The 15,841-nt window shown below is 62.4% G+C and carries 16 protein-coding genes and 1 pseudogene; 10 read left to right on the top strand and 7 right to left on the bottom strand.

The window, feature by feature from the left end; translation table 11 throughout:
* Positions 1–143: 143 nt before the first annotated feature.
* Positions 144–479, top strand: coding sequence for an osmotically-inducible lipoprotein OsmE (gene osmE, locus CXP40_RS01140; RefSeq protein ID WP_099524055.1), 336 nt, complete (start codon positions 144–146; stop codon positions 477–479).
* 232 nt (positions 480–711) lie between these two features.
* Here the strand turns inward: osmE and CXP40_RS01135 are convergent, their stop codons facing one another.
* Positions 712–1,005 (bottom strand): DUF1883 domain-containing protein, encoded by a 294-nt coding sequence (locus tag CXP40_RS01135; protein ID WP_074914993.1) that lies wholly within the window; start codon positions 1,003–1,005, stop codon positions 712–714.
* A 139-nt stretch (positions 1,006–1,144) separates the two neighbouring features.
* Here CXP40_RS01135 and CXP40_RS01130 point away from each other — a divergent pair, with 139 nt between their 5' ends.
* The 5 genes and pseudogenes from CXP40_RS01130 (at position 1,145) to CXP40_RS24165 (ending at position 5,245) form a co-directional block, all read left to right on the top strand.
* Positions 1,145–2,170 carry a DUF5924 family protein gene (locus tag CXP40_RS01130; protein ID WP_106732256.1) on the top strand — a complete coding sequence of 342 codons (1,026 nt, stop codon included), beginning with the start codon at positions 1,145–1,147 and terminating at the stop codon, positions 2,168–2,170.
* Between the two features lie 15 nt (positions 2,171–2,185).
* Positions 2,186–3,235: an RNA methyltransferase gene (locus CXP40_RS01125; RefSeq protein ID WP_106732255.1), complete on the top strand. Its 1,050-nt coding sequence runs from the start codon at positions 2,186–2,188 to the stop codon at positions 3,233–3,235.
* A 126-nt stretch (positions 3,236–3,361) separates the two neighbouring features.
* The gene (locus tag CXP40_RS23880; protein ID WP_256579202.1) at positions 3,362–3,514 is read left to right on the top strand and encodes a hypothetical protein; all 153 of its coding nucleotides are present in this window, start codon (positions 3,362–3,364) and stop codon (positions 3,512–3,514) included.
* Positions 3,515–3,517: 3 nt separating this feature from the next.
* A pseudogene (locus tag CXP40_RS24170) lies at positions 3,518–4,387 on the top strand (cache domain-containing protein); the annotation flags it as partial.
* Between the two features lie 30 nt (positions 4,388–4,417).
* Positions 4,418–5,245: a methyl-accepting chemotaxis protein gene (locus CXP40_RS24165; protein ID WP_371916922.1), complete on the top strand. Its 828-nt coding sequence runs from the start codon at positions 4,418–4,420 to the stop codon at positions 5,243–5,245.
* 183 nt (positions 5,246–5,428) lie between these two features.
* Here the strand turns inward: CXP40_RS24165 and CXP40_RS01115 are convergent, their stop codons facing one another.
* From CXP40_RS01115 to CXP40_RS01100, 4 genes are read right to left on the bottom strand one after another with little or no spacing between them, the layout of a single operon-like run.
* Positions 5,429–6,505, bottom strand: coding sequence for a polyamine ABC transporter substrate-binding protein (locus CXP40_RS01115; RefSeq protein WP_106732254.1), 1,077 nt, complete (start codon positions 6,503–6,505; stop codon positions 5,429–5,431).
* Between the two features lie 49 nt (positions 6,506–6,554).
* Positions 6,555–6,896: a cupin domain-containing protein gene (locus tag CXP40_RS01110; protein ID WP_106732253.1), complete on the bottom strand. Its 342-nt coding sequence runs from the start codon at positions 6,894–6,896 to the stop codon at positions 6,555–6,557.
* 34 nt (positions 6,897–6,930) lie between these two features.
* The gene (locus CXP40_RS01105; RefSeq protein ID WP_106732252.1) at positions 6,931–8,337 is read right to left on the bottom strand and encodes an FAD-binding oxidoreductase; all 1,407 of its coding nucleotides are present in this window, start codon (positions 8,335–8,337) and stop codon (positions 6,931–6,933) included.
* Positions 8,338–8,382: 45 nt separating this feature from the next.
* Positions 8,383–9,204 carry an AraC family transcriptional regulator gene (locus CXP40_RS01100; RefSeq protein WP_106732251.1) on the bottom strand — a complete coding sequence of 274 codons (822 nt, stop codon included), beginning with the start codon at positions 9,202–9,204 and terminating at the stop codon, positions 8,383–8,385.
* Between the two features lie 118 nt (positions 9,205–9,322).
* Here CXP40_RS01100 and CXP40_RS01095 point away from each other — a divergent pair, with 118 nt between their 5' ends.
* A complete protein-coding gene (locus CXP40_RS01095) occupies positions 9,323–9,550 on the top strand; it encodes a DUF2970 domain-containing protein (protein WP_075747618.1) in 228 nt (75 codons plus the stop codon).
* Here CXP40_RS01095 and CXP40_RS01090 read toward each other — a convergent pair whose 3' ends face one another.
* Positions 9,551–10,579 carry an ABC transporter substrate-binding protein gene (locus CXP40_RS01090; RefSeq protein WP_106732481.1) on the bottom strand — a complete coding sequence of 343 codons (1,029 nt, stop codon included), beginning with the start codon at positions 10,577–10,579 and terminating at the stop codon, positions 9,551–9,553.
* A gap of 465 nt (positions 10,580–11,044) precedes the next feature.
* Between CXP40_RS01090 and CXP40_RS01085 the strand changes: the two genes are divergently transcribed.
* The 3 genes from CXP40_RS01085 (at position 11,045) to CXP40_RS01075 (ending at position 13,727) form a co-directional block, all read left to right on the top strand.
* Entirely contained in the window at positions 11,045–12,703 is a 1,659-nt protein-coding gene (locus tag CXP40_RS01085) for a nitrite/sulfite reductase (protein ID WP_092375266.1), read from the top strand.
* Positions 12,687–13,184: a DUF934 domain-containing protein gene (locus CXP40_RS01080; RefSeq protein WP_017676940.1), complete on the top strand. Its 498-nt coding sequence runs from the start codon at positions 12,687–12,689 to the stop codon at positions 13,182–13,184. The genes CXP40_RS01085 and CXP40_RS01080 overlap by 17 nt, the downstream gene beginning before the upstream one ends.
* 141 nt (positions 13,185–13,325) lie before the next feature.
* On the top strand, positions 13,326–13,727 hold the full coding sequence (locus CXP40_RS01075; RefSeq protein ID WP_106732250.1) for a transcriptional regulator: 402 nt from the start codon (positions 13,326–13,328) through the stop codon (positions 13,725–13,727).
* Positions 13,728–14,091: 364 nt separating this feature from the next.
* Here the strand turns inward: CXP40_RS01075 and CXP40_RS01070 are convergent, their stop codons facing one another.
* Positions 14,092–15,783: a DEAD/DEAH box helicase gene (locus tag CXP40_RS01070; RefSeq protein WP_106732249.1), complete on the bottom strand. Its 1,692-nt coding sequence runs from the start codon at positions 15,781–15,783 to the stop codon at positions 14,092–14,094.
* Positions 15,784–15,841: the final 58 nt, after the last annotated feature.

The raw sequence follows: 15,841 nt of genomic DNA, 5'->3' as shown, positions 1-15,841 counted from the left end.
GCCCGCAATCGCGGGCTCTTTTCATTCATACGGCAGCGAACGCGAGTCGACTCGCGCCGATTGTCAAAAAACACGAACTCCCAAGCCTGATCAATGCTCCAAGACTTACCGAGCCACTTCGGCTCGTTCGACGGAGCGATGACATGTACAAGCACAGCCTTGCAGTACTGGCAGTGGCAGCCGTGATGAGCGGTTGCTCGACTATCGAGAACCCAGCCGATTACGTGACCTTTCGCAATGAGCCACTGGTCAAGCAGGTCGACCACGGCATGACTCAGGAGCAGGTACGCACCCTCGGCGGGCCACCCTCTTCGGACGTGCGCAATAGCGTCACAGGCGGCACCTGCAACAACTATGTGCTGAATGTAGATGGCCTGGAGCAGCCCTATTACGTGGACTTCGACGTCAACGGCCGGGTCGACAGCAAGGGATTCATGACCTGCGAACAGCACCAGGGCAACCTGCGCAAGCGGCTCTGAATGCGTTCAGCCCCGCTGCGCGCAGCGGGGCTGACAACTGCCTAGAAGATCAGTGAGAGCAATCCCACCACCACGATCAGGCCGATGATGAAAATGATACCGACGGTGCCTCCGAGAAACTTCAGCATGCTGACTCTCCTTCTTGTGGGTTCATCAGCTCTGACCTCTTCCGGCGTGGCCGCGTTTAGTCTTTTTCTTCAGCGTCTCGCCTGACATGAGGTTCGCATCGGAATCAGGCGCCCGGGCGACGAACGATCTTGATGCTGTATTCCATCTGCGGCTTGCGCGTCACGCTCACCGCACGACGGCTGACGGTATCAAGCGTGATGTTCCAGAAACCACCGGAGGGCACGCGGATCTTCGCTGGGAACTTGATAAAGGCGCCGCCGTGATAACTGTGACGACCACGGTTTCTGAAGGCGCGAAAGTTGGCATCGTTCATCAGGCGGATGTTGCAGGGTTGCGAACACTGGATGACCACCAGATCGCCCTCTTCCAGATGCTCACGTTGATGGATGAATTTCATCGTTTTCGGACTCGGTGGTGAAACGGGGGCGCAATAGTGCCGCAAGCAGCCCGGCACCGCCAGCGCAGCTGACGACTCGCTTGCAGCCAAGGCTCGGGCTACCTAGGATGCGCGCCCAATACTGCCATTTGCTGCTGCCATGAAAGTCGTACTCGACCGCATCCCCACGCTGATCGCCCTGCTGCGCCGTTACCCAGGCCTGGTCGCCCTGTTCGGCTTCTGCTCGGGCGTGGCCAGTTTTCTTCTGGTCGACCGCCAGGCGCATCTGGCCAAGGTGCTCGGCGTGGTATTGCTGGTCAGTTGGGTCTGGCTGATTCTCGAGAACCTGTTGCGCGAACGAATTGCCCGGCGCTTCGGCTTCGAACTGCCATTGCCGCTGCTGCGCTACGGCACGCAGATGATCCACCAGGAAAGTCTGTTCTTCGTCTTGCCGTTCTTCTTCATCACCACCACCTGGAACAGCGGGCAGTTGCTGTTCAGCGGCCTGCTGGCGGTCGCCGCACTGGCCTCGATCACCGACCCGATCTATTACCGCTGGCTGGCGCCGCGGCGCTGGCTGCTGTTGATCCTTCACAGCCTGGCGCTGTTCACAGTGCTGCTTACCGCGCTGCCGATCATCTTTCACCTCAGCACACCGCAGAGCTACCGGATCGCCCTGGCGGTTGCCACGGTACTGGCGTTACCAAGCCTGCCCGGCTTGATCGGGTTCGCTGGTTGGCGACGCATTGTGTTGCTGGCTGCCCTGCCTCTGGCGATGGCCAGCGCCGGCTGGATGGCGCGAGTCTGGGTGCCACCGGCAACGCTGTGGCTGACCGAGGTAGCGATCAGCGATCACTTCGATGGCGCGCAGCGCACGCCAGGCGAAAGCTTGCGGCAGATCAGCCCTGAGCAATTGCTCAATGACGGGCTCTACGCCTACACCTCGATCAATGCTCCACGCGGCCTCAACGAGCGCATCTACCACGTCTGGCAGCACAACGGTCAGGAAGTCGACCGCATTGCCCTGGACATCAACGGTGGGCGCAAGGAGGGCTATCGCGCCTGGACGCACAAACTCAACTTCCCCGCCTCGCCCGAAGGCCGCTGGCAGGTGCGGGTAGTCACCGAAGCCGGGCAGATGATCGGCGCGCTGCGCTTCGACGTGGTCGCCCCCACGGCCAAGTGATAGCATGCGCGCCCCATGCAGCTCACCGAACTCAACCAACGCCTCGCCGACCTTGGCGCCAAACCCCAGCATATCGGGCGGATTACCCGTGCCTGGCTGCAGGGCAAGCCGTTGGACACCGGCACCAAGCATCAGAAGACCGAAAACTTCCTGCCGCTGACAGTACGTGAAGGGCTGCCAGTTATCGCCAGCGAACTGGACGCACTGGCCCGCCTGCGCTCCGAACACCCTGGCGCCGACGGCTCGGCTCGCTTGCTGGTGGAGCTGGCGGACAAACAGATGGTGGAAAGCGTACTGCTGCCGCGCGATGGTCTGTGCATCTCCAGCCAAGTCGGCTGCGCCGTGGCCTGTGTGTTCTGCATGACGGGCAAGAGCGGCCTGCTGCGCCAGCTCAGCAGCGCCGAGATGGTCGCTCAGGTCGCCCTGGGTCGACGCTTTCGTCCGGTGAAGAAAGTGGTGTTCATGGGCATGGGCGAGCCGGCGCACAACCTCGACAACGTGCTTGAGGCCATCGATCTGCTCGGCACCGAGGGCGGTATCGGTCAGCGCAACCTGGTGTTTTCCACCGTAGGCGACCCGCGGGTATTCGAGCGCCTGCCCAAGCAACGCGTGCGCCCTGCCCTGGCGCTGTCGCTACACACCACTGACGCCGAACTGCGCCAGCGCCTGTTGCCCAAGGCACCGCGCATCGATCCTGAAGAGCTGGTAGAGCTGGGCGAAGCCTATGCTCGCACCATCGACTACCCGATTCAGTATCAGTGGACGCTGCTCAAAGGCATCAACGACAGCCAGGAAGAAATGGATAACATCCTGCGCCTGTTCAAAGGCAAGTTCGCCGTGCTCAACCTGATCCCCTACAACAGCCTGGAAGCCGACGACTACCAGCGCCCCGACGGCGAGCGCATCGTCGAGATGGTGCGCTACCTGCACAGCCGTGGCGTGCTGACCAAAGTGCGCAACTCGGCTGGCCAGGATGTCGACGGTGGCTGCGGTCAACTGCGCGCCCGCGCGGTGGATGTGATCAACACCAGCCGCCTGCACAGAAAGCTCAAGAACGGCACCTGAGCGCCGATACAAAAGCGTACAGAGAGACCACACGTCCCGCTGGCGAAAAGCCGGCACTGTATTTGCCTGTAGACAACTGCCTTGCATGGATGCAGCCCCGTCGTCTTGGTGCCCAGGAGCCCATTCATGAAAATCGCCCACAAGGTCGGTATCGCGGCCGCTACCGTGCTGTTCCTTACCACCAGCCTGCTGTCGCTATCCCAGGTCAGCCAGGTTCGCGACACCCTGCGCAATCAGGTTGAGTCGAGCATTGCCGAATCGAGCAATGCATTGGCCTGACAGATCGAAAACTGGCTCAACGCCAAGTTGCGCCTGATCGACCTGATGTCGCAGACAATCGACAGCAACTACAGCCCTGAAGAGAACCAGCGTGTATTCGATTCACCGCTGCTGAAAAGTGAATTCATCCTGGTCTTCGGCGCGCTGGAAGCCGATGGCAAGCCCATCAAGAACAGCGCCGACTGGAAACCCAGCGCCGACTGGGACGGCCGCAAGCGCCCCTGGTATGCAACCGGCAAGGCTGGCAGCCAGGCAGTGCTGACCGAACTCTATGTCGACTCCACCACCAATGAAATTCTCATCTCTGCCGTGGCCCGGATCAGCGACGCTGGCCAGTTCCTCGGCGTGTTCGGTGGCGACATCCGCCTGCAATCGGTGGCCGATGCGGTCAACACCCTGGACTTCAATGGTGCCGGCTACGCCTTCCTGCTCAGTCGCTCGGGCAACATCATTTCCCACCCCAATGCCGAGTTCAACGGCAAGTCCTACAGCGCGCTGTTCGATGGTCAGAGCCCGGCGCTGGGCAAGGAGCTGCGCGAAGTAGATGCCGGCGACAAGAGCCTGCTGGTTTCCTTCACCCCGCTGCCCAACCTGCGCGGCATGGACTGGTACATCGGCGTGGTGCTGGACGAGAGCGTGGTGATGGCCGAAGCCAACCGCCTGACCTGGCTGGCAGTGGTCGGTACCGTGGTCGGCGTGGCCATCAGCCTGGTGGTGCTGGGCCTGCTGATGAACAGCCTGCTCAAGCCGCTGAGCCTGCTGAGCACCTCGCTGCGTGAGATCAACAGCGGCGAAGGTGACCTGACGCGCCGCCTGGCGATCACCAGCAATGACGAGATCGGCGAGCTGTCGCAGGAATTCAACCGCTTCCTGCAAACTCTGCAGACGTTGATCGGTGACGTCATGGGCAGCTCGCGCCAGGTCCGCGAAAGCACGGCCCTAACCTCAAACGAGTCGGAACAGGCCGCGCGCCGCCTGCAGGAACAGCTGCAAGAGCTGGATCAGCTGGCCACTGCCATGCAGGAAATGGCCTCGACCGCCGAGGAAGTGGCGAGCAACGCCCAGGCTGCCGCCCAGGCCGCCGTTGCCGCCAACGAAGAGACAGAGAATGGCGTGCGCGTGGTGTCGCAATCCAGCGCAGCGATCCGCCATCTGGCCGACGAGATGGATGGCACCAGCCACGCCATCAACGAGCTGGCCAAGCTCAGCCACAACATCGAGTCGATCCTGCAGGTGATCACCAGCATCGCCGAACAGACCAACCTGCTGGCATTGAACGCTGCCATCGAAGCGGCGCGTGCCGGTGAATCGGGTCGTGGCTTTGCGGTGGTGGCCGATGAGGTGCGCTCGCTGGCTTCGCGTACCCAGCAAGCCACCCAGGAAATCCGCCAGATGATCGACCAGTTGCAAGGCGGTGTGCGTCAAGCTGAGAGCCGCATGCAGCAGAGCCGCGATACGGCCAGCAAGACGGCCGAAGACGCTGGCGCAGCCAACGACATGCTCGGCCGCATCCGCGAGGCGATCACCCGCATCAATGACATGAACCTGCAGATCGCCACCGCAGCCGAGGAGCAGAGCGCGACCACCGAGGAGATCAACCGCAACACCACCAACATCCGTGACATCAGCCACGAACTGGCTGGCGGCGCCGAACAGCAGGTGCGTCAGTGCGGCTCTATGGTGGAACAGGTTGGCCAGCAGGATCGCCTGCTGGGCCGTTTCAAGGTCTGATGCCGGGATGATCTTGTCGTAGGAGCGAGGCCTGCGCTTTTTGTTCGCGAGCAGAGCTCGCTCCTACAGGAAAAGATAACGCCGCGAACCTGCAAAGGCTTGCGGCGTTTTTTTTGTTTCAGAGCTGCATCAGGAGGTTCTGAAAAACTCACGGTCACTCCCGCGAAGGCGGGAGCCCAGCGCTCATACGCCGCTCTTGACCTTGCTCCAGATGCGCGTGCGCACCCGGTCGATCTTCAGCGGCATGGCCTCCAGGGTGTACAGCTTGTCCATCACCGCCTCCGGCGGGTACACGGTCGGGTCGGCTTTCAGCGCCGGGTCGACCAAACCATCGGCCTTGGCATTGCCATTGGCGTACTTCACATGATTGCTGATGGCCGCCATCACTTCTGGCTGCAGCAGGTAGTTCATGTAGGCATAACCACCCTCCTCGTTGCCGGCATCGACCGGCATGGCCACCATGTCGAACCAGATCGGCGCGCCTTCCTTGGGAATCTCGTACTGGATCTTCACCCCGTTACCCGCCTCAGCGGCGCGGGCGCCAGCCTGCATGATGTCGCCGGAGAAGCCGACCGCCATGCAGATCTCGCCGTTGGCCAGGTCACCGACGTACTTGGATGAATGGAAGTAGCGCACGTTCTTGCGCATTTCCATCAGCAGCGCTTCGGCGCGCTTGTAGTCCTCGGGGTTCTTGCTGTGATGTGGCAAGCCCAGGTGATGCAAGGCGATCGGTAGCATTTCCGGACCGTTGTCGAGGATGGCGACGCCACACTCATTGAGCTTGGCCAGCTTGGCCGGGTCGAACAGGACGTCCCAGCTGTCCATCTTCACGTCATCGCCCAGCACCGCGAGCACCTTGTCGACGTTGTAGCCGATCCCGGTACTGCCCCAGAGATAAGGGAAACCATGCTCGTTGCCCGGGTCGTTCACTTCCAGCGCCTTCATCAGCACCGGATTGAGATTGTTCCAGTTCGGCAGCTTGCTGCGGTCGAGTTTCTTCAGTGCACCGCCCTGGATCTGCCGGGCCATGAAATGGTTGGAGGGGAACACCACGTCATAACCAGAGCGACCGGCCATCAGCTTGGCATCGAGCGTCTCGTTGCTGTCGTAGACGTCGTAATGGGTACCCCGGCCGCTGCTCTTTTCGAACTGCTTGAGGGTGTCCGGGGCGATGTAATCGGTCCAGTTGTAGATGCGCACGCTATCAGCGGCATGAGCGGTGCCGACCAGGATCAGGCACGGCAGGAGTTTCTTCAGCATGGGATACCTCGTGAGTTGTTGTTCTAGGCAGTACTGAAAAGGGGCTGATTCAGAAGATCAGCACATAGGTCTTGCGCACCGTTTCTTGTATGTCCCAGATGCCAAGGGTATTGGCCGGCATCATCAGGGCGTCGCCGGCGCGAATCTCGATGGGCTCGCCGCCGTCCGGGGTGAAGGTGCAACGTCCGGCGACGAAGTGGCAGAACTCCTGCTGCAGGATCTGCCGGCGCCAGCGCCCCGGCGTGCACTCCCAAATACCGGTTTCCACGCCATCACTGCGCTCGACACTGGTGGTCGACGTGATCGCCACCGGCTCGCTCAGGAGGACGGCGACCGGATTGGACTCATCCAGAGCGACGTTGGGGGTGTTGCGAAAATGGGTGATGTTCATTGGTACTCCGGATAAAGGAACGGCTGACATTCACTCAGCCCATCAGGCTTTCCATACGCGCCGCCACCGCTTGCGCCAGACGCCGGCGCCAGGCTGGGCTGCGCGGGTTGGCGAGGACTTCGTCCTCATGGACGAAACTGCGGATGATGGCGTTGTAGCCAAGCCAGCGGCAGGGCTCGGGCTCCCAGCGCCTCAGGCTGGAAATCGGGCTATCACTCAGCACCCAGGGCTGGCGCAGCAGTTCGCTGTCCCGACCGAGAATGAGATCGGCCAGGGTGCGCCCGCCCAGGTTGGCGGCACCGACGCCCTCGCCGCCATAACCGCCAGACAGCGCGATGCGGTTGCGGGTGTCGCGCAGCATGTGCGGCTGGAAGCGCCGCGCCATACCCAGGTTGCCGCCCCAGGAATGGGTGAAACGCACGTTGCGCAACTGCGGGAAGATTTCCCCCATCAGGTAACGGCGCAGACCCAGTTCGTCGTCGGTGAGGTTGAAATCGCTGCGCAGGCGCCCGCCAAAGCGGTAGCCGCCACGTGCCCCGAAGATCAGACGGTCATCGAGGCTGCGCTGGCCGTAGGTGACCTGACGGCTGAATTCGCTGAACGCCTGCCCGCGCTCCAGGCCGATACCGGCCCAGACATCCGCCGGTAGCGGCTCGGTGGCAACGATCAGGCTCTGCACCGGCAACTGGTGGTTACCCAACGGCGGCAAGCTGGCGGCGTACCCCTCGATGGCCGGCACCACCCAGTCAGCCGTGACCAGGCCGTGAGCGGTACGCACCAGGCCGGGCTGCCAGTCGATCACCGGGCTGCGCTCGTAGAGTTCGACACCCAGGTCCTCGACGCAGCGCGCCAGGCCCCGCACCAGCTTGGCCGGCTGGATCGTCGCGCAATGCGGGCTGTACAGCGCGCCGTAGGCATTGGCCACGCGCAACTGGGGGGCCAGTTCGCTCGGCGGTAGCCAGCGGTAGTCGTCTTCGCTCAGGCCTAGCGCACGCAGTTCCTTGAGATAATCACGCAGACGCACTTCCTGCTCCGGGTAGCGCGCCGCGCAATACAGCACGCCGCCCTTGCGCAGATCGCAGTCGATGCCTTCACGGGCGACCACCGAGGCCACTTCATCGGGGATGCCGTGCAGCAGGTCGAAGCCCGCCTTGCGCTCTGACGCTGGCACACCGGCCAATAGACGATCCTCGCCGAGCAGGTTGCCCATCAACCAGCCGCCATTGCGTCCGGACGCACCGAAGCCGGCGGTCTCGGCCTCGACGATCACCACACGCAGCTGCGGCGCCTGGCGCTTGAGGTAATAGGCCGTCCACAGGCCGGTGTAACCCGCGCCGATGATCGCCACGTCGGCGTGCAGCTGGGCTTGCAGGCTGGGCCGCGCCTGCAGCGGATCATCGAGCTGATCCATCCACAGACTGATGTTGCGCCAGGAATTCATCCACGCCTCCGTCATCAATCGATGACACAAGGCTAGTTGGGGCGATCAGTCGCTGTCTTGCGTGCGTGCCCGCGAGGAAGCCTGCTTGAGGTAGGCCGTGGGCGATAGCCCGGTGTGGCGCTTGAAGCAGCTGTAGAAGGCCGACAACGAGTTGAAGCCGGCGGCAAAGGCCAGCTCGTCGATACGCTTGAGGTCGCTTCCCGCCTGCAAGCCATCGAGCAAGTACTGCAGGCGGGCGCGGTTGACGTAGCGGTAGAAGCTCTCGCCCAGCACCTGATTGAGCAGATGGGATATCTGGTTGCGGCTGTAACCCGTCGCTGCCGCCACCTGCTGCAGATCCAGTTCGGGGTCGAGAAAGGGCTGGCTACGCTGAAAGTAGTCCTGCAGGTCCTGCGCCAGTTGACCGAGCTGGCGGGTCGACAGCCCCAGGCGGCTGATGGCCGGGCGCGAACTGGCCGCTTCGCCAGTGCCACGCACCTCATGCACCAGGGTGGCGTATTCGTTGATCCGCCAGATCAGCCCGTCGCGCACGGTGATGGCTTCACCGGTGCGGAACGACACCAGCCCTTCCCCGCCCTGCAAGCTGGCGCAGTACTGGATGAAGGCGGTATGACCGTCGATGCGGATGCGGTCGACGTGCTCCAGCAGTTCGCCCGGGCGGCGCGGCAGGTTGTTCTCGACGTACTCGCGCAGCTCACCCAGGCGCATGCAGCGCTGCTGGTAGAAGTCGTTGTACTCGATCTCCGGGTGATACAGCGCCATTACCGCATCAAGGTCGCGGTGCTTCCAACTCAGGTGGTAGCGCAGGATGGTCTCGCGGGTGCGCTCGGTCTGTGCGGCGTCGTCAGGAAAGAGATCGTCAGGCATGGTCAAGGTCGGTGGTCAGCGCTTGGGCAGATTGCCTGATTCGCCGCGGCCAGCCTAGCCCCTCATGCCGGCGCGTCGATTGCGGACTATGCTTGCAGGATCGACGGAGAGGTTGACCATGAGCGATCAGGACAAAGACCCCCAGCAGGCCCCGCTGACCCTGCGCGAAATGCTGCAGAGCGTGCTGGCCGCCGCCCTTGGCGTGCAGAGCGCGAAGAACCGTAGCCGCGACTTCAGTCGCGGCAAGCCCAGCCATTTCATTCTGCTCGGGGTGCTGTTCACCACCCTGTTCGTGATCGTATTGCTGGTGACGGTGAAACTGATCCTGCACCTGGCGACTGGTTGATCAGTCCAGCAGGGATGCTATCGAGCAGTCGTAGCGCTGCTGTTGGGGCTGAGTCAACGCGCTGAACTGGCCAAAGTCCATGTCGATGTCCGCCTGGCCAAGGCGTGCCAGCAGTTTCTGCGATTGCGCCCTGTCGAGCAGGCGCAGCAGCGATGCCACCTGGTCCTGGCCGCCGCGCTCGATAAAATCCAGATCACCGGCATGGTCACTGAGCATCACCAGGGCACAGGCACCCAGAATGAAGTGGCCGCTCGCCAGAACATCAATTCGTCCATCGATATGCGCCTGCAGCACCCGAGCCGAATTGTTCAGGGCTGCATAGCGCAGGTCTCTGCCCTGCTCATCAGCCGCACGCATCACGCCGAATGCCATTGCATCGTTCGCGGACCAGACCAGGCTCACATCCGGATGGCGCGGCAACAGACTCATCGCCTGCTCATAGGCGCGCTGTTCCTGCCACTCGCCGTGCACTGCCTGCACCAGACGCACATGCGGCGCCTCGTTCAGCGCACGTTGCAAACCGGCCAGACGCAAGATCGATGACGGCGTTTGCTTGACCCCGGAAAACGCCAGCAGCTCGGCCGGCTGCCCCTTAGCCAGCGCTATCAGTTCGCGCCCCATCAGGTAACCAGCCTCTTCATCATTGGGCACCAGGCTACCCAGCCAGTTGCGGTGACGCTCGCGGCTGCCACCGATCAGCGCCTGCTGCTCGTCGGTGAGCGTGCTGTGCAAAGCGAAAAGGCGAACCTGGCTGGCCTCGAACAGGCGCAGCAGCACAGGCCCCTGGAACTGCTCGTTGGTGAAAATCAGATAATCAGGGTGCTCACCATCGAGAACCTGGCGGGCATTGCTCAGCATGCGCGCTGGATCACGCTCGCCGTAAAGCACTTTCAGGTCGATGCCGAGGTCGCCTGCGGCGTCCTGCATATAGCGGGTGTAATCGGTCCAGAACGGCTCGTCGGAATAGCCGGGATTGAGGAAGATCACAGACGGCGCACGGGGTTGTGCTGACGCCAATGCGCAGCACAGTAATAGCCACAGGCCCAACACCCACCTGATCACTGCACCCCTCCCCAATTAACCGGGGCGCAGTATAGGGCGCAAATGACAAAAGGCCGACCGCTAATGCGTATCGGCCTTCGCCCTCACTGTCCGCTGACCCAGAAGACCGCCGTACCTACCGCAATCAGGATCAGGCAAAAGATCGCCCAGGCATCGATAACGCTGTCGGAATTTTCCACTTCAGTGTGCTCGGTCATGGTTCCCCCTCTTCTTGTGCTTTTGGGTGATGCACACTGCATTTAAGACCAGCCTTGGCCATCGCTCAAACCATATGGTTATGCTCTGGGGCAGTCTTATTCCTTAAACCAAGGTTTATATATTCAAACATCACTTTTACGCATAAACCTGAGCTGGTATCGTGCCCCGGCTCCTCGGGGAGTGCGCGGCCGTGCGCGCTGATTGGCAGTAAGTAGCCTGAAAACAGGACCCTTCATGTACGTATATGACCAGTACGATCAAAAGATCGTCGAGGATCGCGTCAAGCAGTTCCGCGATCAAACCCGCCGCTACCTCGCCGGAGAGCTGAGCGGCGAGGAATTCCGTCCGCTGCGCCTGCAGAACGGTCTGTATATCCAGCGCTACGCGCCCATGCTGCGCGTGGCCGTGCCTTATGGCCTGCTGTCGTCCACCCAGGTGCGCATGCTGGCCAAGATCGCCCGCGACTACGACAAGGGCTATGCCCATATCAGCACCCGGCAGAACGTACAGTTCAACTGGCCGGACCTGGAAGACGTGCCGGAGATTCTCGCCGAGCTGGCCACCGTGCAGATGCACGCCATCCAGACCAGCGGCAACTGCATCCGCAACACCACCACCGACCAGTTCGCTGGTGTGGCCAAGGACGAGATCGTCGATCCGCGCCCCTGGTGCGAGATCATTCGTCAGTGGTCGACCTTCCATCCCGAATTCAGCCACTTGCCGCGCAAGTTCAAGATCGCCGTCAACGGCGCCGTGAGCGACCGCGCCGCCATCGAAGTGCATGACATCGGCCTGGAAGCAGTGAAGAACGAGGCCGGCGAGCTGGGCTTCCGCGTTTCCGTCGGCGGCGGCCTGGGTCGTACCCCGATCGTCGGCAGCTTCATCAACGAATTCCTGCCCTGGCAGCACCTGATCAGTTATCTCGACGCCATCCTGCGCGTGTACAACCGCTATGGCCGTCGCGATAACAAGTACAAGGCGCGTATCAAGATTCTGGTCAAGGCGCTGACCCCCGAGGTGTTCGCCGAGCGCGTGAACGCCGAGTGGGCGCACCTCAAGGACGGCCCGACCACCCTGACCGAAGCCGAAGTCGCCCGCGTTGCCGCACACTTCGTTGATCCGGCCTATCTGACCCTGCAGGACGAAGACGCCCTGCTCGCCCAGCAGAACGCCGAACATCCGGGCTTCGCCCGTTGGCGCGAGCGCAACACTTTCGCCCACAAGAAGCCTGGCTACGTTGCCGTGACCCTGTCGCTCAAGCCCACCGGCGTGGCGCCGGGCGACGTCACCGACAAGCAGCTCGACGCCATCGCCGACCTGGCCGACCGTTACTCCTTCAGCGAAGTGCGCAACAGCCACAACCAGAACATCATCCTCGCCGACGTCGAGCAGCGTCAGTTGCTGGCTCTGTGGGGTGAACTGCGCGAACAAGGTTTCGCCACGCCGAACGTAGGCCTGCTGACCGACATCATCTGCTGCCCGGGCGGCGACTTCTGCTCGCTGGCCAACGCCAAGTCGATCCCGATCGCCGAAGCCATTCAGCGTCGTTTCGACGATCTCGACTATCTGTTCGACATCGGCAATATCGACCTGAACATCTCCGGCTGCATGAACGCCTGCGGTCACCACCACGTCGGCCATATCGGCATTCTCGGCGTCGACAAGAAAGGCCAGGAGTTCTATCAGGTATCACTCGGCGGCAGCGCCGGCCGTGACGCCAGCCTGGCGCAGATCCTCGGCCCATCCTTCGCCGAAGCGGACATGGCCGATGTGATCGACAAGATCATCAAGGTCTACGTCGAGCAACGCACCGAAGAAGAAAGCTTCCTCGATACCTACCGCCGCGTCGGTATCGATCCGTTCAAGGAGCGCGTCTATGCAGCGAATCATTAAGAACGGTCAGGTGGTCGACGAGACCTGGCACCTGCTGGCCAAGGACGTGACCCTGGACGTCATCCCCAACTGCGACGACATCATCGTCCCACTGGCCCTGTGGCGCGAGCATGCGCACGCCCTCAAGGCCCGCGACGGCGGTCTTGGCGTATGGCTGGAAGCCGGCGACGAGATCGAGGAAATCGTCGATGACCTGGCGCATTTTCAGGTCATCGCCCTGGAGTTCCCTGCCTTCACCGATGGCCGCCACTCCTCTACCGCCTACCTGCTGCGTACCCGCTACGGCTACAAGGGCGAAGTTCGCGCCATTGGCGACGTGCTGCGCGACCAGCTGTTTGCCCTCAAGCGTGTCGGTTTCGATGCCTTCGCCGTGCGCGCGGACAAGGATCCGTACGATGCGCTGAAAGCCTTCGAGGACTACAGCGAGGTTTACCAGGCTTCGGCCGATCAGCCGCAACCGCTGTTCCGTCGCCGCGCCTGATCACGGCAGCCGAAACACCCAGAACGCCCCGACTGGTTCGGGGCGTTTTGCTTTGTGTACTCCGCTCGCAGAATTCAGGTCGAACCGTAGTGCGTTGCTGAAGTCGGACTCTATAAGCCCATCGCATAGGGAGAGACCGCCATGAAGCACGACTGGGACCTGATCGAACGCCTGCTGCACGAGGCACAGAACTCCGCCGGCAAACCCTTCGCCCCGCGTCGCTACGCCGAAGACCTGGCCGAAGAGCATGAGAATGCCGGCGACCCCGTGGACAATCTCAACCATCTGCGCGCCGAGGCTGCACGCTACGAAGCGCGCCTGCTGCAAAACGGCTTTATCGAACCACGCCCGGAAGACGAAGGTGGCAACGGCGAAAATTTCATTCTCACCGCGCGCGGCGCGCAGCTGCTGAGCATGCTCGACAGTAGCATCCCCGGCAGTGAGCGACCACGCGAAGTGCTCGACGAAGCGGGTGAAGCGGCGTTGACGCCGGAGGTGTTCGATCGCCTGGCGCCCAAGGCCAATCTCAGCGAAACCGGCTGACAGGCTGCTGAAAAACTACCTGCGTTGCCATTGCTGCGTTAAAAACAGGCTCACAGTCGCAGACTGAACGCGCTTTAGCGCGGCCCCGAAGGGGTGAGCGAAGCGAATCAAGTGCTCATTTACAACTCGTAAACCCGAGTGCGGGCCCAGTGCTTTTTTCGCCTGTTTTTGCGGGGCCGCCATCGGTATTGCACTGGCTGCCTCGGCTCGGGCTTCCTGCTTCGCTCTACCTCCTGCATCCATGCAGTCGTCGCCTACGTTTTTCAACGGCCTGTTCATCTGCCCTTACACAAACAAAAACGCCGCGACCCGATAAGGGTTGCGGCGTTCGTTGATCCTGCCATGAGCCATCAGGCCCGCGGGATCAATCCTCGCGGTAGCGACGCAGCTTCAGAGCCTTGCCGGCCACGCGGGTATCTTTCAGCTTGCCCAGCAGGCGGTCCAGACCGTCTTCCGGCAGCTCGACCAGGCTGAAGGTTTCGCGGATCTGGATACGACCGATCGCTTCGCGAGCCAGGCCACCCTCATTGAGGATGGCACCGAGCAGGTTCTTCGCGGCGATACCGTCACGAGTACCCAGTGCAGTGCGGCAACGCACGCGACCTTCGGTCAGCGGCACCGGCGCGCGGCGCTCGCGGAATTCACCACGATCACCGCCACGCTCAGAACGCTCGCCGTCACGTTCACGACGCTCACGCGGAGCGCCGCCAGCGCCCGGCACCAGTGGCTGCTCGCGCTCGACAGTGGCCAGATCCAGGGCCTGGCCGTTGGTAGCCTTTTTCAGCAGCGCAGCGGCCAGGGCACGTGGGCTGCAGCCGATATCGGCAGTCAGACGGTCGAGCAGATCGCCGTGGCTGGCTTCGGCATCGGCCACCAGCGGCGCCAGGCTGTTGGTCAGTTTCTTGATGCGAGCATCGAGCACCTGCTGGGCGTTCGGCAGTTTGACTTCACCGACCTTCTGCCCGGTGACACGCTCGATCACCTGCAGCATGCGACGCTCACGCGGCGTCACCAGCAGCAGCGCACGGCCATCACGACCGGCACGGCCGGTACGACCGATGCGGTGCACGTAGGACTCCGGGTCGTACGGCATGTCGACGTTGAATACGTGGGTGATGCGCGGCACGTCGATGCCACGGGCAGCCACGTCGGTCGCCACGACGATGTCCAGGCGGCCATCCTTGAGCGATTCGATCACGCGCTCGCGCTGGTTCTGGGCGATGTCGCCGTTCAGCGCAGCCGCCTTGTAGCCTTTGGCTTCCAGGGCGCTGGCCAGGTCCAGGGTGGCTTGTTTGGTACGCACGAAGGCGATCAGCGCGTCGAAATCCTCGACTTCCAGCAGACGCAGCACGGCGTTGGTCTTCTGGTCGGCGTGGATCATCAGATGCGCCTGCTCGATACGCGAGACAGTCTGGGTCTTGGCAGCGATCTTGATGTGCTGCGGTTCGCGCAGGTGCTTCTCGGCAATGGCACGAATCGAGTGCGGCAGTGTCGCGGAGAACAGCACGCTCTGGCGGCTTTCCGGCATGGCTTCGAAGATCACTTCGAGGTCGTCCATGAAGCCCAGCTTGAGCATTTCGTCGGCTTCGTCGAGCACCAGGTGCTGGATGGTGGACAGCACTTTCTCGTCGCGACGCAGGTGGTCGACCAGGCGACCCGGCGTGGCGACGATGACCTGAGCGCCCTGGCGGATGGCCTTGAGCTGCGGGCCCATCGGCGCGCCGCCATATACGGCAACGACATTCAGGCCAGGCATCTGCTTGGAATAGGTTTCGAAGGCGGTAGCAACCTGCAGGGCCAGCTCGCGAGTCGGCGCCAGGATCAGTACCTGCGGCTCGCGCTTGGCCGGGTCGATCTTCGACAGCAGTGGCAGTGCGAAGGCGGCAGTTTTACCGGTGCCGGTCTGCGCCTGGCCGATCATGTCGTGGCCGGCGAGGATCACCGGAATGGCCTGCGACTGGATCGGAGACGGCTCTTCGTAACCAACGGCGGTCAGAGCGGCGAGAATATTGGAGTGAAGTCCGAGCGCGGCGAAGCCGCCGATTTCCTGGGTCATGGGTCTGCCTCAAGTGCATCCGCAAAGACCCATGTTCCAAAGCTGCGCATGCCGTGTA

Origin of the sequence: Pseudomonas sp. YY-1 (genome assembly GCF_002843095.1) — a bacterium.
Lineage (GTDB): Bacteria > Pseudomonadota > Gammaproteobacteria > Pseudomonadales > Pseudomonadaceae > Aquipseudomonas > Aquipseudomonas sediminis_A.
This window is presented reverse-complemented; position numbering and strand designations above follow the sequence as displayed.